A 20,219-nucleotide genomic window follows, 5' to 3' on the forward strand; every position below is an offset into this window, starting at 1 on the left:
GGGGGGGCCGGGGGGGGGAGCCGCTACAGGTGGTCAGGGGAATGGACGGCTGCCACTCCGCCAATATCGGGCCGGACAATAAAACGCTCTACGTACCAGCGCTGAAGCAGGATCGCATCTGCCTGTTCGATCTCAGTGAGCAGGGCGAGCTGACCGCGCATTCGCAGCCGCAGGTCACCACCGTTGAAGGCGCCGGTCCGCGTCATATGGTGTTTCATCCCCGCCAGCAGTATGCCTACTGCATCAACGAACTGGACAGCACCGTTGACGTCTGGCAGCTGAATAATGCACATGGCGAAATGGAGCGGGTGCAGACGCTGGATATGATGCCGGCTGGCTTCAGCGATACCCGCTGGGCGGCAGATATTCATATCACGCCGGACGGGCGTCATCTTTACAGCTGCGATCGCACCGCCAGCGTGCTGGCTATTTTCAGCGTTAGCGAAGATGGTGGATTACTGACGCTGGAAGGGCATCAGCAAACGGAAACGCAGCCACGCGGCTTTAATATCGATCACAGCGGCCGCTATCTGATTACCGCAGGACAGAAATCTCACCACATTGAAGTGTGCAAAATTGCCGGTGAGCAGGGGCTGCTGACGCCGCTGGGGCGTTATGCCGTTGGTCAGGGGCCGATGTGGGTGGTTGTGCATCGTCTGGACTGAATGCAGGGGCCTGCTGTCGGGATCGTTGCTGAGTAAAAGCAGGGCGGAGTCCTCTCCGCCCTGAGCATATTTCCGTATCAGGAATAGAGTGCCGTCACGGAGGCACTGGCAAGCTGGTGGAAATGCACATTGAAGCCAACCATCGCGCCACTGGCGGTGTCGTCAACTTCAAGCTTTTCCACGTCCAGCGCGTGCACGGTGAAGATATACCTGTGGCTTTCGCCCTTTGGTGGCGCTGCGCCACCGTAGCCCGCTTTGCCGAAATCGGTCCGGCACTGAACGGTGCCGGAGGGCAGCGCGGCGATACCGGAACCTGCCCCCTGAGGCAGCACGCGCGTGTCTGCGGGCAGATTGGCGACCACCCAGTGCCACCAGCCAGAGCCGGTCGGCGCATCGGGATCGTAGCAGGTCACAACGAAGCTTTTGGTGCCCGCCGGCACCTCATCCCACATCAGCTGCGGGGAAAGGTTGTCGCCCTCGTAGCCCATGCCGTTAAAGACATGACGCAGCGGAAGCTTATCGCCATCGTTGAAATCCTGGCTTAACAGTTTCATTCCACCTCCTGGTTTTATTGATGAAGCAGTTTCAGCAGCTCTTCGGCCGCTGCGGCGGAGGATGCGGGATTCTGTCCGGTCACCAGATGACCATCCGTCAGCGTAAAGACGCCCCAGTCATCGGTTTTTTCAAACTGTGCGCCCAGCGATTTCAGCGCATCCTCTACCAGAAAAGGTACCACATTCGTCAGTCCGACGGCCTCTTCTTCGCTGTTAGTAAAACCCGTTACCCTTTTGCCTGCCACCAGCGGCGTGCCGTCAGGTTTTTTAGCATGGCGCAGTACGCCAGGCGCATGGCAAACGGCGCCTACCGGCTTGCCGTTGGCGTAGAAATTTTCAATCAGCTCAATGCTCTTACGATCTTCCGCCAGATCCCATAACGGGCCATGCCCGCCGGGATAGAACACCGCATCGAAGTGGCTGCTGTCAATTTTCTCCAGCTGCTGGGTATTGGCCAGCGACTGCTGAGCAGCAACATCGCGGCGGAAGCGCTCGGTATCACTGGTCTGTGCGTCAGGCTCATCGCTTTTGGGGTCCAGTGGCGGCTGACCGCCCGCCGGGGACGCCAGTACCACATTGATGCCGGCATCGCGGAAAACGTACCAGGGAGCGGCAAACTCTTCCAGCCAGAACCCGGTTTTCTTGCCGGTTTCACCCAGCCGGTCATGTGAGGTTAATACCATTAGCACTTTCATACTGCTCTCCTTTACGGATTATCGCCGGCAACGCGGATCAGCACCTTGCCGAAGTTTTTACCTTCAAGCATACCGATAAAGGTTTCAGGTGCTTTATCCAGCCCGTCGACGATATCTTCGCGGAAGACGAAGCGGTCTTCTGCCACCCACTGACTCATCTGGCTGAAGAATTCACCGAAGCGGTGACCATAGTCCTGAGTGATGATGAAGCCTTGCACGCGTAGCCGCTTGCGCAGAATCGCGCTCTGGAACGGCTGCAGGCGGTCAGGGCCTTTGCCTGCTTCGGTACTGTTATAGTCGGCAATCAGGCCGCAGACCGGGATCCTGCCTTTGGTATTCATCAAGGGCAGAACGGCATCAAAGACCGGGCCACCGACGCTTTCGAAGTAGACATCAATGCCGTCGCGACAGTAGCGCTTCAGCGCTTCATCCAGCCCTGACGCGCGGTGGTCCAGGCATTTATCAAAGCCCAGCACCTCTTCAGCGTAGCGGCACTTCTCTTCGCCGCCGGCTATGCCAACCACGTAGCAGCCCTTCAGTTTAGCTATCTGACCGACCATCGAGCCGACGGCGCCGGTCGCGGCGGCAACCACAACCGTTTCGCCGGGCTGAGGATTACCAATATCGAGCAGGCCCATATAAGCGGTGAAGCCAGTCATGCCGAGCATACCCAGCGCCCAGGAAGGGTGCTTCAGAACCGGCCCGCTCAGCTTGAAAAGATCTTTGCCATCTGAAACCGCAAAGTCCTGCCAGCCGCTCTGGCTGACGACCCAGTCGCCGGGCGCGTAATCTTCGTGGTTTGACTGCTCAACGATGGCCACGGTGCCTGCGCCCATCACCTCATCAATGCCCACCGGCGGCACATAAGAGGGAGCGTCGCTCATTCTGCCGCGCATATAGGGGTCAAGCGAGAGCCAGACGGTGCGCAGTAAAACCTGACCCTCGCCGGGAGAGGGAACATGCTGAGATTCGAGACGGAAATTCGCTTCCGAAGGGGCGCCATGAGGGCGCGAAGCCAGCACAATCCGGCGATTAGTTTGTTTATCTTGCGGCATATATTTTCTCCTTTACGGGACGTGATCCCGTAAAAGCGTAGTGCATCAGCGCCATCGCCGCCTGGCGCTGTGTGCCAAAAAGCGCCTGCAGTGCGATTCCGTCATCAGGAAAGAAACAATTCAGGACGTTCCAGCGCTCCGGCGATCGCCCCGGTCAGCCGCGCCAGCGCTTCAGGCGCGATAATATAAGGCGGCATCAGATAGATTAACCGGCCAAACGGACGGATCCAGACGCCCTGATCGACAAAGAAAGCCTGGATCGCCGCCATATTGACCGGTTGGTGCGTTTCCACCACGCCAATAGCGCCCAATACCCGCGTCTCTTTTACCCTGGCGTGATCGTTAAGCGGCAGCAGAGCTGTCTGCAACTGCGCCTCAATGGCGGCGACCTGCTGCTGCCAGTGGTTCTCCTGCAATATCGCCAGACTTTCACTGGCGACGGCACAGGCGAGCGGATTTGCCATAAAAGTCGGGCCATGCATAAAGCAACCCGCTTTGCCGTTGCTGATGGTATCGGCCACCTCTCGCGTGGTCAGCGTGGCGGAAAGGGTCATGGTACCGCCGGTGAGCGCTTTGCCGACGCAGAGAATATCGGGCGAAATCCCGGCATGCTCGCAGGCAAACAGCTTACCGGTACGGCCAAAACCGGTGGCGATTTCATCGGCGATCAGCAGAATGTTGTGCTGATCGCACAGCTCACGTACCCGTTGCAGGTAGCACGGATGATAAAAGCGCATTCCGCCAGCGCCCTGCACAACGGGTTCCAGGATAACGGCAGCGATCTCTCTGCCATGGAGATGCATTTGTCGGGCAAAATCTTCGATATCCGCCTCCTGCCAGCTGTCGCCGAAACGGCAGTTTGGCGCTGCGGCGAACAGGTGTGCTGGCAGATACCCCTGATAAAGGCTGTGCATGGAATTTTCGGGATCGCAGACCGACATCGCGGCAAAAGTATCGCCATGATAGCCGTTGCGCAGCGTCAGGAAGCGCTGACGTTTTTCGCCCCGCGCCTGCCAGTACTGCAGCGCCATTTTCATCGCCACTTCTACCGCAACCGAGCCGGAATCAGCCAGAAAAACGCACGTTAGCGATTCGGGGGTCATCTCAACCAGCTGGCGGCAGAGCGCCACGGCGGCAGGATGCGTGATGCCACCAAACATAACATGTGACATCTGCGCGATTTGCGTCGTCATCGCCCGGTTCAGTCGGGGATGGTTGTAGCCATGTATCGTCGCCCACCAGGAGGACATGCCGTCGACAAGGCGACGTCCGTCAGCCAGTTCCAGCGAGGTTCCTTCTGCGGCCACAACCGGCCAGACCGGCAGCGGCTCGCTCATTGAGGTGTAGGGATGCCAGATATGGTCACGGTCAAATGCGAGGTCGGAAGGCGTCATAAAATACTTGTAAACCAAAATTAAAAAATTTAGTTTACAAGTATAACCAGACCGTCACCCCAAACGACAGCAATTTTTGGAGCATGCAATGGCAACCCCCTGGACGATCTCGCAGGCACAGGCCCTGTTTGATAAGCCTTTTCTCGAACTGCTATTTGAAGCGCAGCAGGTTCACCGTCAGCACTTTGATCCGCGTCAGGTTCAGGTCAGCACGCTGCTGTCGATCAAAACCGGCGCCTGTCCGGAGGACTGTAAATACTGCCCGCAGAGCGCCCGTTATAAAACCGGACTGACATCAGAACGGCTGATGGAGGTGGAAGAAGTGCTCAGCGCCGCACGTAAAGCGAAAGCGGCGGGTTCCGATCGCTTCTGCATGGGGGCGGCGTGGAAAAATCCTCATGAGCGCGATATGCCTTACCTTGAAGAGATGGTCAAAGGCGTCAGAGCGATGGGGCTGGAGACCTGTATGACGCTTGGCACGCTGAGTGATGAACAGGCGCAACGCCTGGCGCATGCCGGCCTGGATTACTACAACCACAATCTCGATACCTCACCCGAGTTTTACGGCAACATCATCACCACCCGCAGCTATCAGGAACGCCTCGATACACTGGGAAAAGTGCGTGATGCCGGGATTAAAGTCTGCTCTGGCGGTATCGTTGGGCTGGGCGAAACCGTTGACGATCGCGCTGGCTTGCTGGTGCAGCTGGCCAACCTGCCTATCCCGCCGGAAAGTGTGCCAATCAATATGCTGGTGAAGGTCAAGGGAACGCCGCTGGCGGAAAACGAGGACGTCGATCCTTTTGATTTTATCCGCACTATCGCGGTGGCCCGTATCATGATGCCGACATCCCATGTACGCCTCTCCGCCGGGCGCGAGCAGATGAGTGAACAGACGCAGGCTATGTGCTTTATGGCCGGCGCGAACTCCGTGTTTTACGGTTGCAAACTGCTGACCACGCCGAATCCGGAAGAGGATAAGGATATGCAGCTGTTCCGCAAGCTCGGCCTGAATCCGCGCCAGAGCACTACAGCGGCGGGCGATAACGAACAGCAGCAGGCGCTGGCCGGGCAGCTGCTCCAGGCTGATACCGAACAGTACTATAACGCGGCCCGCTAAATGAGCTGGCAGCAACGGCTTGACCAGGCGCTGGCGGCGCGCCATGAGAAAGCGCAGTTTCGACAGCGTCGTATTAACCAGCAGGGCGACGCCAGAACGCTGCGGATAGAAGGACGAAATTACCTCAATTTCTCCGCGAATGATTATCTGGGGCTGAGCCAGCATCCCCGCATCATCAGGGCCTGGCAACAGGGTGCCGCACGCTACGGCGTCGGCGCAGGGGGGTCAGGACACATCACCGGCTATCATCCGGCCCATGCGGAATTTGAACAGCGGCTCGCCAGCTGGCTGGGATACCCGCGGGCGCTGCTGTTCATCTCAGGATTTGCCGCGAATCAGGCCATTATTGCGGCGATGATGGCGAAAAATGACGTTATTTATGCGGATAAGCTCTCCCACGCCTCGCTGCTGGAAGCGGCAGCGCTGAGTCCGGCGACGTTACGCCGCTTTGCACATAACCAGCCTGATTCGCTTGGCAGGCTCTTTGCCAGACCGCACCAGGGAGAAGCGCTGGTGGTGACGGAGGGCATCTTCAGTATGGATGGCGACCAGGCGCCGCTGGCGGCGTTACAGGCGGTTTCCCGGCAGCACAGCGGCTGGCTGCTGGTGGACGATGCACACGGCGTGGGCGTCATCGGTGAGGAGGGGCGCGGCAGCTGCTGGCAGCAAAAGGTGATGCCGGAGCTGCTGGTGGTGACCTTTGGTAAAGCGTTCGGCGTCAGCGGTGCGGCGGTGCTCTGCCAGAACGACACGGCGGATTATCTGCTGCAGTTCGCCCGTCACCTCATTTACAGCACGGCGATGCCTCCTGCCCAGGCGTGTGCGCTTGATGCGGCGCTGACCTGCATACAGCAGGGGGATGATTTGCGTGAGCAGCTTCAGAGTGCTATCCGGCTTTTCCGGCAGGGCGCGCGGGAACGGGGACTGAATATCGCGGCGTCTGAAACGGCTATTCAACCGCTGATCGTGGGGGATGAGGTGCGAACGCTGAAGCTGGCAGAGATGCTGCGTCAGCAGGGATGCTGGGTGACGGCGATCCGTCCGCCCACCGTACCGCCGGGAACGGCCCGGCTGCGTATCACGCTCAGCGCAGCGCATCAGCCGGAGGATATAGAACGACTGCTGGAGGTAGTGCATGACGCAATGGGTCAATAAGGAGGCCGTGGCCCAGGCCTTTGGCCGCGCCGCCCGCCATTATGATCGGCACGCTGAACTTCAGCGGCTGAGTGGGGAAGGGCTGGCGGCGCTCGCCAGCCGCAGGCAGGAGATGCTGGTGCTTGATGCCGGCTGTGGCACCGGCTGGTTCAGTCGCCGCTGGCGTGAGGCCGGTAATCAGGTTACCGCGTTTGATTTGTCTGCTGAAATGCTGCAGCAGGCGGAAGCGCAACAGGTGGCCGACTGCTATCGGCAGGGAGATATCGAGGCGCTGCCTTTTGCCGCGCAGACGTTCGATCTTTGCTGGAGTAATCTGGCGGTGCAGTGGTGCAGCGATCTGCGGCGTGTACTGACCGGGTTCAGGCATGTTACCCGGCCAGGCGGGCAGGTTCTTTTCTCAACGGTGACCAGTGGCTCATTGCAGGAACTGAAAACGGCCTGGGAGAAAAATGATATGGCCGCGCCGGTAAATACGTTTCTAACGCCGGAGGAGGTCGCCGGGGCAGGAGAAGGGCTGGCGCTGCGTCTCCAGCCGCACAGCATTACGATGGCTTTTCCCGATCTGCTCAGCCTGCTTCATTCTTTGAAAGGGATCGGGGCGACGCATTTACATCAGGGCCGCAACGGCGGTCCATTGATCCGTTCTCAACTGCAAAAGCTGGCATGTGACTGGCCGCAGGACAGTCGCGGTTATCTGCTCAGCTATCAACTGATTTATGGAGTGATTCACTGTGACTGAACGCTGGTTTATTACCGGAACCGATACGGAAACAGGCAAAACGGTCGCCAGCTCGGCGCTGCTTCAGGCGGCAAAACGGGCGGGGAAAGTGAGCGTCGGTTACAAACCCGTCGCTTCCGGTTGCGAAGTAACGGCGGAAGGCGTACGTAACAGCGATGCGCTGGCTTTGCAGAAATACTCTGCGCTGGCGCTCCCTTACGAGAGCATTAATCCTCTGGCCTTTCTTGAACCCACGTCGCCACATATCGTCAGTGCGGAAGAAGGCCGGCCCATTGCGTTTAGCCAGCTCTCCGCAGGCCTTGCGGCGCTGACGCAGCAGGCGGACTGGGTGCTGATTGAAGGCGCAGGCGGCTGGTTTACGCCGCTGTCAGTCAGTACCACCTTCGCCGACTGGGTGCAGCAGGAACAACTGCCGGTGGTGCTGGTCGTCGGCATTAAGCTGGGCTGTATTAATCACGCCATGCTGACCGCCCAGGCGATAGCCGCGAGCGGCCTGCGACTGGCTGGCTGGATAGCCAATGATATTCAGCCGCCCGGAAAACGTCACCATGAGTACCTTGCCACGCTCAGGCAGCGGCTTCCCGCGCCGCTGCTCGGTGAGATCCCGTACCTGACCGATGCCGCCGCGTTCGACAACCTTGGCCAGTACGTCACGCTGCCCGCCTGATCCTGATAATGCCGCCGGAGAAGCCTTTTCTTGCTCCGGCATTACACTCATACCCTGAGCCAGGTATTCACCATATGCTCATCAAGCTGGGCAACCTTGCCATGCGCAACATTGCGCCCACGATGCAGCAGCAAAAAATAATCCGCAACCTTGCGAATAAAAGAGAGACGCTGTTCCAGCAACAGGATCGTCAGGCCAAAATCGTGATTCAGAATATGGATCAGATTTCCCGTCTCTTCTTCCAGCCAGGGCGACATTCCGTCGGTTGGTTCATCCAGGATCAGCAGCTTAGGCTGCAACACCAGCGCCCTCGCCAACGCCAGCTGCTGCTGCTGGCCGGGTGGCAGCTCGCCGCTGCGCTGGTGCCGCAGCGCGTAAAGCGCAGGGAAGAGGGTGTAAACCATCGGCGGTATCGCCGGATGAAGATCGCCCTCTTTGCCCGCCAGCAAAGCGATATGCAGGTTATCTTCAACGCTGAGCTGCGAGAAAATATGCCCCCGCTGCGGCACGTAGCCAATACCCAGCGCGGCACGCTGTTCCACAGGTTGCAGCACTAAATTCTGTGGCGGCAGATCACCTTCCTGCCAGATCATGGAGCCGCTGTTAACCGGCAAATGGCCCATGATGCAGTTAACCAGGGTCGTTTTCCCCATGCCTGGCTGGCCCAGCACGCCGGTACAGGTGCCGGGCGGCAAATCCAGATCCATATCCCAGAGAATATGATTTTGGCCGTAAAATTGGTTTACCGAACGTAAGCTGAGCATCTGACTCTCTCCTCCAGACAATTTTCGGTTGCGCCCGATTGCGTCCGCTCCCTGGCGGCGACGCAGCTTCAGCGCTTAGCAGGAAAACCCTGCAGCTCTCTTTATCTCGCTCTGGTGTTGAGAAACGCGAGGCGGTCAGGAGTTAGCCTGCAATTCGCGGGCCAGAATCATCATTTTTGCTTAAGAGTGCCGGAAAGGGGCAATCAGGACCGCTGATTAGTCAATGATGTTAACTAATTGCTCCGGGAAATGGTCTGTTGCACTTCGCCAGTGCTGACGGAGAGAAAAATGGCTCGCAATTATCTGTCATCAGGACAAAAAAAAGCGGCAGACCTACGACGAAAAGCGCAACAAAAGGGCTGGCAGAAGCGGATGAAGTATGCATTGCTGGCGTGCCAGTTCTGCAATTTAAAGCGAAAAAAAAGCAAAAAAAAATATTTCGTCGCTCAGCGCCAGCCTTACGCCGGTTTATACACATCAGTCTGGTTGGGCGTTGAAATCAGTTATCCACTATTCCTGTGGATAACCATGTGTATGAGTGGCTTAAAACCCGTGGGAAACGAGAGCGGGCGCGGGCTGGCTACGAGTTGATGTGAAACTCGTCTTGTCCTTCAATCCACTAAAAATCAGTATGTTAGTGAAAATCAAGCATTGGAATATTCTGACCGCTTCGGAGTCAGCCATTTTGTCAGCGACACTTGACAAATGTTAAATGCTGCATCCGCCTGGGGATAACCCTAAGCCGACACGAAGCAAGACGAGATGCACTAAAGTAAGTCATAGCCTCTTCGTCGGCTAATTATGCAATCATGTAATATCACTGGGGATATATCCAGTATTATTTGCTGGCAAAATCGCCATGGCCGAGTAAAATAAGATCCCTGTTCGCGTAAATTCATCACCAGGTAGCCCGTCAAATGAGCAAAGTCTTTAAACTCAACTCCGAATTCAAACCGTCAGGCGACCAGCCGGAAGCGATCCGTCGTCTTGAGGAGGGCCTTGAGGATGGGCTGGCGCATCAGACGCTGCTGGGCGTGACCGGCTCGGGCAAAACCTTTACCGTCGCCAACGTCATTGCCGATCTGAACCGGCCCACGATGGTGCTGGCGCCGAATAAAACTCTCGCCGCCCAGCTCTATGGCGAAATGAAGGAGTTCTTCCCTGATAACGCGGTTGAATACTTTGTCTCTTACTACGATTACTACCAGCCGGAAGCTTATGTGCCGAGTTCCGACACCTTTATCGAAAAAGATGCCTCGGTAAACGAACATATTGAGCAGATGCGGCTTTCTGCGACCAAAGCGCTGCTGGAGCGGCGGGATGTCATTGTGGTGGCCTCGGTATCCGCCATCTATGGCCTTGGCGATCCCGATCTCTACCTTAAAATGATGCTGCACCTTTCGCGCGGCATGGTTATCGATCAGCGCGCTATTCTGCGCCGGCTGGCGGAGCTGCAATACACCCGCAACGATCAGGCGTTTCAGCGTGGCACCTTCCGCGTGCGGGGTGAAGTAATTGATATTTTCCCTGCCGAGTCGGATGACTATGCGCTGCGCGTTGAGCTGTTTGACGAAGAGGTGGAGCGGCTGTCGATTTTCGATCCGCTGACCGGCCAGATTGATTCGGTGATCCCGCGCTACACGATCTATCCCAAAACGCACTACGTCACGCCGCGCGAACGTATCCTGCAGGCGATGGAAGAGATCAAAGATGAGCTGGCCGATCGTAAAAAAGTGCTGCTTGCCAATAACAAACTGCTGGAAGAGCAGCGCCTCTCTCAGCGCACCCAGTTTGATCTTGAGATGATGAACGAGCTGGGCTACTGCTCGGGAATCGAGAACTACTCCCGCTACCTCTCCGGCCGCGGTCCCGGCGAAGCGCCGCCAACACTGTTCGACTACCTGCCTGCTGATGGCCTGCTGGTGGTCGATGAATCACACGTTACCATCCCGCAGATCGGCGGAATGTATCGCGGTGACAGGGCGCGTAAAGAGACGCTGGTGGAATACGGTTTCCGTCTGCCGTCGGCGCTGGATAACCGTCCGATGAAGTTTGAAGAGTTTGAGGCGCTCGCACCGCAGACCATCTACGTTTCCGCCACGCCGGGGAACTACGAGCTGGAAAAATCGGGCGGAGAGGTTATCGATCAGGTTGTGCGTCCTACCGGTCTGCTCGATCCGCTGATTGAGGTACGCCCTGTGGCGACCCAGGTGGACGACCTGCTCTCTGAGATACGTAAACGCGTGGCCGTCAATGAACGCGTCCTGGTGACGGTGCTGACCAAGCGTATGGCGGAAGATCTTACGGAGTATCTGGAAGAGCACGGTGAGCGGGTGCGCTATCTGCACTCCGATATTGATACCGTCGAGCGGGTGGAGATCATTCGCGATCTGCGTCTTGGCAAATTTGATGTACTGGTGGGCATCAACCTGCTGAGGGAAGGGCTGGATATGCCGGAGGTGTCGCTGGTGGCGATCCTGGATGCTGACAAAGAGGGCTTCCTGCGCTCCGAACGTTCGCTGATCCAGACCATTGGCCGCGCCGCCCGTAACGTCAACGGTAAGGCGATCCTCTACGGTGATAAGATCACGCCTTCCATGGAGCGCGCCATTGGTGAAACGGAGCGCCGCCGTGAGAAGCAGGAGATCTACAACAAGGAAAGAGGCATTGTGCCGCAGGGCCTCAATAAGAAAATTGCCGATATCCTCGAGCTGGGCCAGGGCATTAACAAATCCAAAACCAAAGGGCGCGGAGGAAAATCGGGGCGTGCCAGCATTGTGGAAGATGATGCGGCCTACCTGGATATGTCACCAAAAGGGCTGCAGAAGAAAATTCACGAGCTGGAAGCCCGGATGCAGCAGCATGCCCAAAATCTGGAGTTCGAAGAGGCAGCCCACGTGCGCGATCTGCTGCACGAAGCCCGCGAGCTCTTTATTGCCGCCTCATAAGGGCGGCGCGCTCCCCCGCCTGTGATATCCCCTTTTAAAGATGGCGCTGTGCAGGTCCCTTTACATCGTCTGATCAACAGCCCGCTGTACCGGGCCGTTTTCGTGCCGCCCAGGTGTTTTACGTTTCCGTCGCTGCTGCGCCAGCAATTGTCAGACGATAGACTGAATGGCATGCTCCAGCGCAGCGTGGAGCAGTTGGCGATCGTGACGATATTTAATATCTTTCGCTTCCAGCGGCTCCTGAATGACCACCCGATCCTGAAGATCGCTGGTGTCGATATTGGGGCCAGTCACTACCGCATCGATCACTTTTCTGCCGATTGCGCGCTCCATCAGCGTCAGCCTACCGGCCAGCGTAAGCTGTGCCGCTGCCGGACTCAGCTCCTTGCCCAGGTTGTCGATAAATACCATGGTGGCGGGCGTACGACGCAGCGCCTGGGCCATGTCCGGCATCAGCAATACAGGCATCAGGCTGGTATAAAAGCTCCCCGGACCAATCAATACCAGATCGGCTTCGCCAATAGCCTCGATCGCTTCCCGTGTCGCTTTTACCGCCGGACAGAGCATCAGTTCGAGGGGCGGCTGCGGCATACGGTCAATATCGGTTTCGCCATAGACGGTATTACCTTCGTCATCGATCGCGACCAGATCAACCGGCTGTTCTGACATAGGGATCAGAAACGCGTGTACCTTGAGCAGATTGCGGATCAGGTTGATCGCCTCGACTGGCCGGACGCTGAGATGATCCAGCGCTTTCAGCATCAGATTACCCAAATTATGCCCTGCCAGTTCGCCATTGCCCGCGAACCGGTATTCAAACATCGCCGACGCCACGCTCGGCTCGGTAATCAGCTGGTTGAGGCAGTTACGCATATCCCCCCAGGCAATACCACCCTCGGAGCGGCGGATGCGGCCGGTTGAGCCGCCGTTATCCGTGGTGGTGACGATACCGGTCAGACGTGAGCCCAACGGGGAGAGGGCGGACATGACCCGGCCCAGGCCGTGTCCGCCTCCCAGAGCCACTACGCGGTCGAGATCGGCCAGTGTGCGGTTACGCATATCATTCCTTTATGGTTATCAGGCGGCGCGTTGACCCAGCGCAAAAGGGATTACCGCCCGCTATCTTATCCTGCCTCTCGGGGAAAATGCTGTGAAAATCCGTTATATATCAAAATATACACCGAAACGCTGCGCTGGTAACAGGGCGATAATAGCAGTAGAATTTTCCCACCATGATTTGCCGATGTCCGGTTTATCACACTTAGCCTTGGCACCTACGTCTCCTGATAGGGTGCCCTGGCCGCAACGATCCGTTGCCAGGGTGCAGAAAGAAATGCCTGCATCTCCCGTATTTGGAAAGGTGTTCTGGTGCCACAATTTACCGATAGCTACGACCGCAGCTTCTATTATCTGCGCCTGTCGATTACCGACGTTTGCAATTTTCGTTGCAACTACTGCCTGCCTGACGGCTATAAGCCGCAGGGTGTCGCTAACAAAAGTTTCCTGACGCTGGATGAAATCCGGCGCGTTACCCGTGCCTTCGCCGCGGCGGGCACTGAAAAGGTGCGTCTGACCGGCGGAGAACCTTCACTGCGGCGCGATTTTACCGATATCATCGCCGCCGTGCGGGAAAACCCCGCTATCCGCAAGCTGGCTGTGACCACCAACGGTTACCGGTTGGCCCGTGACGTCGCGCAGTGGCGCGACGCAGGACTGACCGCCCTTAACGTCAGCATCGACAGCCTGGATGCCCGTCAGTTTCACGCCATTACCGGCCAGGATAAGTTCCATCAGGTGATGAGCGGCATCGACGCGGCTTTTGAGGCGGGCTTCAGTAAGGTGAAGGTCAATACCGTACTGATGCGCAACATTAATCATCAAAGCCTCAATACCTTCCTCGACTGGATCCGCAACCGGCCTATCCAGCTTCGCTTTATCGAACTGATGGAAACGGGCGACGGCGGTTCGCTGTTCCGTCAGCACCATATTTCCGGTGAGGTTATCCGCGACAGCCTGCTGATGCAGGGCTGGACGCGCCAGCCCCGCGAACGCAGCGACGGCCCGGCGCAGGTGTTTACCCATCCTGATTATCAGGGTGAAATTGGTCTGATCATGCCGTATGAGAAAGATTTCTGCGCCAGCTGCAACCGGCTGCGGGTGTCGGCCACCGGCAAGCTGCATCTCTGCCTGTTTGGCGACGGCGGCGTTTCCCTGCGCGATCTGTTGCAGAACGACAATCAGCAGGCCGAGCTACAGGCGCGCATCGCCGCCAGCCTGCGGACCAAAAAGCAGACGCATTTCCTCCATCAGGGAAATACCGGCGTGACGCAAAACCTCTCTTATATTGGTGGCTAACTAAGGACGCAAACATGGCTAAACCTGTTAACGAATTTATGCCGCTCAGCGCGGCTGTACTGACCGTTTCCGACAGCCGCGATGCGGCCAGCGACAGCTCCGGCGATTATCTGCGGGAAGCGCTGACCGGGGCAGGGCATGAAGTGCTCGATCACGCGCTGGTCAGAGATGACCGCTACCGTATCCGTGCCGTCGTCTCCAGCTGGATTGCCAGCGCGGACGTGCAGGTCGTGCTGATCAACGGCGGCACCGGTTTTAACAGCAAAAACAGCACGCCTGAAGCGCTGCTGCCGCTATTTGATCGTGAGATTGAAGGCTTTGGCGAGCTGTTCCGCATGATCTCCTGGGAAGAAATTGGCAGCGCCACGCTGCAGTCGCGTGCGGTAGGCGGCATCGCGAACCAGACGCTGATCTTTGCCGTGCCGGGTTCCACCAGCGCCTGCCAGATCGCCTGGGAGCGGATTATCCGCGAGCAGCTGGATGCGCGGACCCGCCCCTGTAATTTTGTCTCTCATCTGAAGAAGTCCTGAAACCATGTCTCAACTGACCCATATTAATGCCGCCGGTGAGGCGCATATGGTGGATGTTTCCGCCAAACGGGAAACGGTGCGTGAAGCGCGCGCGGAAGCCTTTGTGGTGATGCATCCCGATACGCTGCAAATGATCGTTGAAGGCAGTCATCATAAAGGCGACGTGTTTGCCACTGCGCGTATTGCCGGTATTCAGGCCGCCAAGCGTACCTGGGAGCTGATCCCGCTTTGCCATCCGCTGCTGTTAAGCAAGGTGGAAGTGGCACTGACGGCGGATGTGGCGCAAAACCGGGTGCGGATTGAATCGCTCTGCCGACTGACCGGTAAAACCGGCGTCGAGATGGAAGCGCTGACGGCGGCGACGGTTGCTGCGCTGACCATCTACGATATGTGTAAAGCGGTACAGAAAGATATCACCATCGAATCCTGCCGCCTGCTGAGTAAAAGCGGCGGTAAATCGGGCGATTTTCAGGCGGTTGAACATGATTAACGTGCTCTTTTTTGCGCAGGTGCGTGAGCTTGTCGGCACCGACAGCATCACGATCACGGAGGATTACGCCACCGTGGAGGCCCTGCGGGCCGCGCTGGCGTCAAAAGGCGATCGCTGGTCGCTGGCGCTGGAACCGGGCAAGCTGCTCGCGGCGGTCAATCAGACGCTGGTACCGCCGCACCACCCGCTGAAAGCGGGTGATGAAGTGGCATTTTTCCCACCGGTAACCGGAGGCTGAGATGGAAACGCGGATCAGAGTCGGGCAGTCTCCCTTTGATATGGCGGAAGAGTACCGCTGGCTGGCGGCCTGCGATGAGGATGGTGCGGTTGTCACCTTCACCGGTAAGGTACGTAACCATAACCTTGGTGATAACGTGTCTGCGCTGACGCTTGAACACTATCCCGGCATGACCGAGAAAGCGCTGGAGGCGATCGTGGCCGAAGCGCGCACCCGCTGGTCAATGCAGCGCGTCACGGTCATCCACCGCATTGGCGAGCTCTTTCCGGGCGATGAAATCGTTATGGTTGGCGTGAGCGGCGCGCATCGCGGCAGCGCTTTTGCCGCCGCTGAATTCATCATGGATTATCTGAAAACCCGCGCGCCGTTCTGGAAGCGTGAAGCGACGCCGGAAGGCGATCGCTGGGTTGAGGCGCGCGACAGCGATCGTGACGCCGCCACCCGCTGGGAATAAGCGGTTCCGCGCTGACAAAAAGTGGCTGCGCAGCGGGGCGACATGAAAGCCGCCACGCTGATGGATTATTACGGCTCCGCTGTGTACCCTTGGCGCACTATTTCGTTTAACAGGGATTGCGATGTCATTTATTTCGCTGAGAAGCGCGACGCTGCTGGCGCTGATGGTACTGGCGGGCTGTAGCAGCCAGCCTGAAAAAGCGCTTCCGGAGCGCCGACCTGCCGATGTGAAGGCGCAGATCGCTAAATTGCTGCCGCCGGGCATCACCGACCGGCAGGGCTGGACCAACGATATCTTCGCCGCCTTTAACAGCCAGCAGCGCGACCCTTCCGTCAGTAATCTTTGCGCCGTGATCGCCGTGACCGATCAGGAGACAAACTTCAGCGCCGACGGCAACGTTTCCGGACTGTCCAAAATCGCCTGGGGTGAGATTGACCGGCGGGCGGCCAAACTGCATATTCCCGGTTTCGTCGTGCGCACCGCGCTCAGGATCCCTTCGCCTAACGGTAAAAGTTATACCGAACGCCTGGATAACGTGCGCAGCGAAAAAGAGCTGAGCGCGATCTTTGATGATTTTATCAATATAGTGCCGATGGGGCAGATGCTGTTTGGCAATCTGAATCCTGTCCACACCGGCGGGCCGATGCAGGTCAGTATCGCCTTTGCCGAAGCGCATGCGGAGGATTATCCTTATCCGGTTGACGGAACAATACGCCGGGAAGTCTTCACCCGACGCGGCGGCATCTATTTCGGCACACTGCACCTGCTGGGCTATCCAGCCAGCTACAGTAAACCCCTCTACCGCTTCGCAGACTTTAACGCAGGCTGGTATGCCAGCCGCAACGCGGCGTTTCAGGCTGCCGTGACGCGGCTTACCGGCATCAATCTGGCGCTGGACGGCGATCTGATCCTTTACGGAACGGATAAAGCGGGAGCCACCGAGCTGGCGGTCCGCACCTTAGGCAAACGTCTGGATATGAGCGACAGCGCGATCCGGCGCGCGCTGGAGAAGGGGAACAGTGAGGACTTTGGCGAAACCGATCTCTGGAACCGCGTCTTTGCGCTGGCGGATAAAAATGCCGGTAAACGTCAGCCCAGGGAAAGACTGCCTGGCATCAAGCTGGAAAGCCCCAAAATCACCCGCAATCTGACCACTGCCTGGTTTGCCCAGCGGGTAGAGAGCCGCTACCAGCGCTGTCTGGCGCGGGCCAAATAGCGCGCCGGTATTTCTCCATAAAAGCAGGGCGGCCCGCTGAGTGGTCGCCCTGCTTTTTTAACGCTCGGGGTTTTAACTTCTTACCGGTCTCAAACCTGAACGGGTTAGTGCTCTGAACCCGTCTTGTTGCTGACAAGCGTGAAACTTCTCTCTTTCCATCACATTATGCGACTTATCACTCAACATCCTGCATCCTGACGGAGGCCGTCCTGATAATTTGCCGGTATTGTTTTACTGCTTACGCATTTTCCAGCCTGAACAACTGAACGGTCTGCGCCAGCTGCTGCGCCTGATCCTCCAGAGAGGATGCGGCGGCAGACATCTGCTGCACCAGCGCGGAGTTCTGCTGGGTGGCGCCATCCATCTGATTTACCGCCACCGTCACCTGGCCAATCCCCTGCGACTGCTCGTCGGAGGCGTGGACAATCTCACCGATAATGGTTTTCACGGAATTCACCGCAACGGTCATTTCATGCATCGTTTTGCCCGCATCCTGAACCAGGGTTACGCCACGGCCTACACGACTGGTCGATTCATCAATCAGCGCGGAGATATCTTTTACGGCGTTGGCACTGCGCTGTGCCAGGCTGCGTACTTCTGCTGCCACCACGGCAAAGCCGCGTCCCTGTTCACCGGCGCGGGCCGCCTCCACCGCGGCATTCAGCGCCAGAATATTGGTCTGGAAAGCGATACTGTTGATAATGCTGGTGATAGCACCAATTTTGCGGGAGCTGTCATCAATTTGCTGCATAATCTGCACAACTTGCTGCACCAGCGCTTCGCCACGTCCGGCGATTTCGTTCGCCGTATCGGTCAGCGCGGTCGCCTGGTGTGCATTGTCCGCGTTATGTTTCACCGTGGCGGTAAGCTGTTCCATACTGGCCGCGGTCTCTTCCAGCGCCGCCGCCTGCTGCTCGGTACGTGACGCCAGATCGAGGTTGCCGCTGGCAATTTCCCCGGCTCCCTGACGCACGGAGTCGCTGGCGGAAATAATTTCACCGACCATGGTGCGCAACTGCTGCTGCATCGTCTGCATGGCGAAGAAAATGCTCTGGCTGTCGTTCTTCTCTACCGGAATATGGGCGGTCAAATCGCCATCTGCAACGCCAAGCGCAATCTCTGCGGCCTGGGAAGGCTCGCCGCCGACGGGTCGGGCAATTTTGCGGCTGAAAAGCAGGCCCAGTACCGTACAGACGATAATGATGCTGAGTACCATCATGATCAGCGCATGCATCAGTTGACGATTCGCTTCAGCCATCACCGCGCTGACAGGCGCAACAATGCTGATATACCATGGATGTTCGCTGTTTCCGATAGTCACTGGGCGCCAGGTTTGCAGCACATCTTCGCCCAGAACACTGTCGTAATGCTCCACTACCTGAGTGGTGAACTCGCTGGTTTCGCCTTTATAAGGCTTGCCTGCCAGGGTTTTATCTGGCGCGGAAACTACCAGACCGTTACTGGAAAGCAGCAGCGCATAGCCCGTGCCCTGCCAGGGCTTGATGGCACCGATACTCTTCTGCAACGAGGCCAGCGAGAGGTCAGCGGTGGCAACCGCCTTCAGCTTGCCCTCATCCATTATCACGGCAGCGACCGAGGTCAGTAACGTGTCCACGCCGTTATAGGCGTAGCTGTAAGGTTCTATCAGCGTATCTTTCTGCGCCTTTTGCGGGATGAGATAGTAATCGCCCTGGCCAGGCGTCAGAAAAGAGTCAAGGTTATGCAAAGCGTATTGCCCGGCGCTGTTGCGATCGACAAAGCGGGCAAAGCGTCCCTGGGGGGCGGAATCGGGCTGCAATGCATACTCCGCATCACGGCCATCATAGGCATTCGCTTCAAAAATGATCGACATCGACAGATAATCAGGGTTTTGTCTGAGCGAATATTTCATCAGATTTTCGGCAACGCTGCGATCGGTGATGCCGGAAGCCGGTAGCGCAAGGATACTTTGACCCAGATCGCGCGCCACAGTACGGGCGTAATCCAGCTCTTTCTGTACGCTGAGCGCGTTACCGAGAGCGATTTGACCAAGATAGTCTTCCGCCAGCTTGCGCTGCTGCTGGCTTGACTGCCAGCTAAGAAGGCCGATGGTAAGGGTAAAGCCAAGCGTAATCGTCAACCCACCTGCCAGCAGCATCAGAGTTCGGGTACGCATTTTTCGCCTGGAATGTGGCTGACTGTTCATGGAGATTCCCCGGTGTAGAAGAATGATACAAGTTATGTACTTCCTGTCAGTGAATCTCCCTGTGCACTATTTATCGGCAACAAATGTGCAACCTTTAAGCGCTCCGGTTTATTTTTAAACGCCTCCCGACAGCCCCTGGAAAGCGTTCCGCATAAAATGCCTGACAGACGCTGGCTTAATCTTCCCGGACTGTGCCAGACTTAAGGGGCACCTTTTGGTTAACCCATTCAACCCCGAATTATGAATAAGGAGAGCATCATGGATCGATATCCACGCTCAAATGACACCCTCGTCTCGCAGGCAAATGCGGGTCTGCAAACCTATATGGCGCAGGTTTATGGCTGGATGACCTGCGGCCTGCTGCTGACGGCATTTGTTTCCTGGTTTGCGGCCAATTCGCCTGCGGTAATGGAGCTGGTTTTTGCTAACCGCATCACTTTCTTCGGCCTGATTATTGTGCAGCTGGGGCTGGTTTTTGTGCTGTCAGGTATGGTGCACAAGCTGAGCGGGGCGGCTGCCACGGCGCTGTTTATGCTCTATTCCGCGCTGACCGGGCTGACCATGGCGAGCATTTTCCTCGTCTACACCTACTCCTCTATCGCCAGCACTTTCCTGGTCACCGGCGGGATGTTTGGTGCGATGAGCTTCTGGGGCTACACCACCAAACGCGATCTCAGCGGCATGGGCAGCATGCTGTTTATGGCGCTGATCGGCATTGTGCTGGCGTCGCTGGTGAACATCTGGCTGAAAAGCAGCGCACTGATGTGGGCAGTCACTTATATCGGCGTGGTGGTTTTTGTTGGTCTGACCGCTTACGACACCCAGAAGCTGAAAAATATCGGAGAAGGGATTAACGTTGAGGATAAAGAGAACCTGCGTCGCTATTCGATCATGGGTGCGCTGACCCTTTATCTGGACTTTATCAATCTGTTCCTGATGCTGCTACGCATCTTCGGCAATCGCCGCTAACGGAAAAAAGGCGAATCGCAAGATTC

Annotated in this window: 21 protein-coding genes and 1 riboswitch; of the genes, 14 read left to right on the forward strand and 7 right to left on the reverse strand. The window is 57.4% G+C overall.

From position 1 onward, the window contains the following. Positions 1–665 (forward strand): beta-propeller fold lactonase family protein (locus tag EA20_RS0114375; protein WP_024967487.1); only part of this gene is annotated, 665 nt, incomplete at its 5' end. A gap of 77 nt (positions 666–742) precedes the next feature. On the opposite strand, the gene EA20_RS0114380 is transcribed toward EA20_RS0114375, so the two are convergent. The 4 genes from EA20_RS0114380 to bioA all read right to left on the reverse strand — a co-directional run bounded on the left by EA20_RS0114380 (position 743) and on the right by bioA (position 4,363). Next, the gene (locus EA20_RS0114380; RefSeq protein ID WP_024967488.1) at positions 743–1,219 is read right to left on the reverse strand and encodes a kinase inhibitor; all 477 of its coding nucleotides are present in this window, start codon (positions 1,217–1,219) and stop codon (positions 743–745) included. A 14-nt stretch (positions 1,220–1,233) separates the two neighbouring features. Further along, positions 1,234–1,914: a type 1 glutamine amidotransferase domain-containing protein gene (locus EA20_RS0114385; protein WP_024967489.1), complete on the reverse strand. Its 681-nt coding sequence runs from the start codon at positions 1,912–1,914 to the stop codon at positions 1,234–1,236. Between the two features lie 11 nt (positions 1,915–1,925). Beyond that, positions 1,926–2,969 carry an NADP-dependent oxidoreductase gene (locus EA20_RS0114390; RefSeq protein WP_024967490.1) on the reverse strand — a complete coding sequence of 348 codons (1,044 nt, stop codon included), beginning with the start codon at positions 2,967–2,969 and terminating at the stop codon, positions 1,926–1,928. Positions 2,970–3,073: 104 nt separating this feature from the next. Then, on the reverse strand, positions 3,074–4,363 hold the full coding sequence (gene bioA / locus EA20_RS0114395) for an adenosylmethionine--8-amino-7-oxononanoate transaminase (RefSeq protein WP_024967491.1): 1,290 nt from the start codon (positions 4,361–4,363) through the stop codon (positions 3,074–3,076). A gap of 88 nt (positions 4,364–4,451) precedes the next feature. Between bioA and bioB the strand changes: the two genes are divergently transcribed. Genes bioB through bioD form a run of 4 tightly spaced genes read left to right on the forward strand, consistent with a single transcriptional unit; the run spans position 4,452 to position 8,044 of the window. Further along, entirely contained in the window at positions 4,452–5,483 is a 1,032-nt protein-coding gene (bioB, locus tag EA20_RS0114400; protein WP_024967492.1) for a biotin synthase BioB, read from the forward strand. Continuing rightward, positions 5,484–6,638: an 8-amino-7-oxononanoate synthase gene (gene bioF, locus EA20_RS0114405; RefSeq protein ID WP_024967493.1), complete on the forward strand. Its 1,155-nt coding sequence runs from the start codon at positions 5,484–5,486 to the stop codon at positions 6,636–6,638. Then, the gene (gene bioC, locus EA20_RS0114410) at positions 6,619–7,377 is read left to right on the forward strand and encodes a malonyl-ACP O-methyltransferase BioC (RefSeq protein WP_024967494.1); all 759 of its coding nucleotides are present in this window, start codon (positions 6,619–6,621) and stop codon (positions 7,375–7,377) included. The genes bioF and bioC overlap by 20 nt, the downstream gene beginning before the upstream one ends. Further along, positions 7,370–8,044 (forward strand): dethiobiotin synthase, encoded by a 675-nt coding sequence (bioD, locus tag EA20_RS0114415; RefSeq protein WP_024967495.1) that lies wholly within the window; start codon positions 7,370–7,372, stop codon positions 8,042–8,044. Before bioC ends, bioD begins: the two co-directional genes overlap by 8 nt. Positions 8,045–8,091: 47 nt before the next feature. Here the strand turns inward: bioD and EA20_RS0114420 are convergent, their stop codons facing one another. After that, on the reverse strand, positions 8,092–8,808 hold the full coding sequence (locus EA20_RS0114420; protein ID WP_024967496.1) for an ABC transporter ATP-binding protein: 717 nt from the start codon (positions 8,806–8,808) through the stop codon (positions 8,092–8,094). A 288-nt stretch (positions 8,809–9,096) separates the two neighbouring features. On the opposite strand from EA20_RS0114420, the gene EA20_RS0114425 reads away from it, so the two are divergent. Both EA20_RS0114425 and uvrB read left to right on the forward strand, forming a co-directional pair. Next, entirely contained in the window at positions 9,097–9,399 is a 303-nt protein-coding gene (locus EA20_RS0114425; protein ID WP_024967497.1) for a hypothetical protein, read from the forward strand. A gap of 326 nt (positions 9,400–9,725) precedes the next feature. Beyond that, positions 9,726–11,756, forward strand: a complete 2,031-nt coding sequence (uvrB, locus tag EA20_RS0114430; RefSeq protein ID WP_024967498.1) for an excinuclease ABC subunit UvrB — start codon at positions 9,726–9,728, stop codon at positions 11,754–11,756. A gap of 150 nt (positions 11,757–11,906) precedes the next feature. On the opposite strand, the gene yvcK is transcribed toward uvrB, so the two are convergent. Continuing rightward, positions 11,907–12,815: a uridine diphosphate-N-acetylglucosamine-binding protein YvcK gene (yvcK, locus tag EA20_RS0114435; protein ID WP_024967499.1), complete on the reverse strand. Its 909-nt coding sequence runs from the start codon at positions 12,813–12,815 to the stop codon at positions 11,907–11,909. Between the two features lie 187 nt (positions 12,816–13,002). Continuing rightward, positions 13,003–13,135: riboswitch (molybdenum cofactor riboswitch) on the forward strand. Between yvcK and moaA the strand changes: the two genes are divergently transcribed. The 6 genes from moaA (at position 13,122) to EA20_RS0114465 (ending at position 17,039) form a co-directional block, all read left to right on the forward strand. After that, a complete protein-coding gene (gene moaA, locus EA20_RS0114440) occupies positions 13,122–14,111 on the forward strand; it encodes a GTP 3',8-cyclase MoaA (protein ID WP_152540243.1) in 990 nt (329 codons plus the stop codon). Its footprint overlaps the riboswitch before it by 14 nt. Before the next feature lie 14 nt (positions 14,112–14,125). Next, positions 14,126–14,641, forward strand: coding sequence for a molybdenum cofactor biosynthesis protein B (gene moaB / locus EA20_RS0114445; protein ID WP_024967501.1), 516 nt, complete (start codon positions 14,126–14,128; stop codon positions 14,639–14,641). Between the two features lie 4 nt (positions 14,642–14,645). Continuing rightward, a complete protein-coding gene (gene moaC / locus EA20_RS0114450; protein WP_024967502.1) occupies positions 14,646–15,131 on the forward strand; it encodes a cyclic pyranopterin monophosphate synthase MoaC in 486 nt (161 codons plus the stop codon). Beyond that, a complete protein-coding gene (moaD, locus tag EA20_RS0114455; protein WP_024967503.1) occupies positions 15,124–15,369 on the forward strand; it encodes a molybdopterin synthase sulfur carrier subunit in 246 nt (81 codons plus the stop codon). The genes moaC and moaD overlap by 8 nt, the downstream gene beginning before the upstream one ends. Position 15,370: 1 nt before the next feature. Then, complete coding sequence (gene moaE / locus EA20_RS0114460; RefSeq protein WP_024967504.1) at positions 15,371–15,823, forward strand: molybdopterin synthase catalytic subunit MoaE; 453 nt, start codon at positions 15,371–15,373, stop codon at positions 15,821–15,823. A gap of 121 nt (positions 15,824–15,944) precedes the next feature. Then, positions 15,945–17,039, forward strand: a complete 1,095-nt coding sequence (locus EA20_RS0114465; RefSeq protein WP_024967505.1) for a DUF1615 domain-containing protein — start codon at positions 15,945–15,947, stop codon at positions 17,037–17,039. A gap of 238 nt (positions 17,040–17,277) precedes the next feature. Here EA20_RS0114465 and EA20_RS0114470 read toward each other — a convergent pair whose 3' ends face one another. After that, complete coding sequence (locus tag EA20_RS0114470) at positions 17,278–19,224, reverse strand: methyl-accepting chemotaxis protein (RefSeq protein WP_024967506.1); 1,947 nt, start codon at positions 19,222–19,224, stop codon at positions 17,278–17,280. Between the two features lie 258 nt (positions 19,225–19,482). On the opposite strand from EA20_RS0114470, the gene EA20_RS0114475 reads away from it, so the two are divergent. Then, on the forward strand, positions 19,483–20,193 hold the full coding sequence (locus tag EA20_RS0114475; RefSeq protein ID WP_024967507.1) for a Bax inhibitor-1/YccA family protein: 711 nt from the start codon (positions 19,483–19,485) through the stop codon (positions 20,191–20,193). Positions 20,194–20,219: the final 26 nt, after the last annotated feature.

It is taken from the genome of Pantoea sp. IMH (genome assembly GCF_000599885.1).
Taxonomy (GTDB): Bacteria; Pseudomonadota; Gammaproteobacteria; order Enterobacterales; family Enterobacteriaceae; genus Erwinia.

Coding starts and splice junctions, on each gene's coding strand:
- moaB (WP_024967501.1), top strand. CDS start 14,126: ATGGCTAAACCTGTTAACGAATTTATGCCGCTCAGCGCGGCTGTACTG.
- EA20_RS0114475 (WP_024967507.1), top strand. CDS start 19,483: ATGGATCGATATCCACGCTCAAATGACACCCTCGTCTCGCAGGCAAAT.
- moaE (WP_024967504.1), top strand. CDS start 15,371: ATGGAAACGCGGATCAGAGTCGGGCAGTCTCCCTTTGATATGGCGGAA.
- EA20_RS0114425 (WP_024967497.1), top strand. CDS start 9,097: ATGGCTCGCAATTATCTGTCATCAGGACAAAAAAAAGCGGCAGACCTA.
- EA20_RS0114420 (WP_024967496.1), bottom strand. CDS start 8,808: ATGCTCAGCTTACGTTCGGTAAACCAATTTTACGGCCAAAATCATATT.
- bioB (WP_024967492.1), top strand. CDS start 4,452: ATGGCAACCCCCTGGACGATCTCGCAGGCACAGGCCCTGTTTGATAAG.
- yvcK (WP_024967499.1), bottom strand. CDS start 12,815: ATGCGTAACCGCACACTGGCCGATCTCGACCGCGTAGTGGCTCTGGGA.
- EA20_RS0114465 (WP_024967505.1), top strand. CDS start 15,945: ATGTCATTTATTTCGCTGAGAAGCGCGACGCTGCTGGCGCTGATGGTA.
- bioC (WP_024967494.1), top strand. CDS start 6,619: ATGACGCAATGGGTCAATAAGGAGGCCGTGGCCCAGGCCTTTGGCCGC.
- EA20_RS0114380 (WP_024967488.1), bottom strand. CDS start 1,219: ATGAAACTGTTAAGCCAGGATTTCAACGATGGCGATAAGCTTCCGCTG.
- moaD (WP_024967503.1), top strand. CDS start 15,124: ATGATTAACGTGCTCTTTTTTGCGCAGGTGCGTGAGCTTGTCGGCACC.
- EA20_RS0114470 (WP_024967506.1), bottom strand. CDS start 19,224: ATGAACAGTCAGCCACATTCCAGGCGAAAAATGCGTACCCGAACTCTG.
- bioA (WP_024967491.1), bottom strand. CDS start 4,363: ATGACGCCTTCCGACCTCGCATTTGACCGTGACCATATCTGGCATCCC.
- uvrB (WP_024967498.1), top strand. CDS start 9,726: ATGAGCAAAGTCTTTAAACTCAACTCCGAATTCAAACCGTCAGGCGAC.
- bioF (WP_024967493.1), top strand. CDS start 5,484: ATGAGCTGGCAGCAACGGCTTGACCAGGCGCTGGCGGCGCGCCATGAG.
- EA20_RS0114390 (WP_024967490.1), bottom strand. CDS start 2,969: ATGCCGCAAGATAAACAAACTAATCGCCGGATTGTGCTGGCTTCGCGC.
- EA20_RS0114385 (WP_024967489.1), bottom strand. CDS start 1,914: ATGAAAGTGCTAATGGTATTAACCTCACATGACCGGCTGGGTGAAACC.
- moaC (WP_024967502.1), top strand. CDS start 14,646: ATGTCTCAACTGACCCATATTAATGCCGCCGGTGAGGCGCATATGGTG.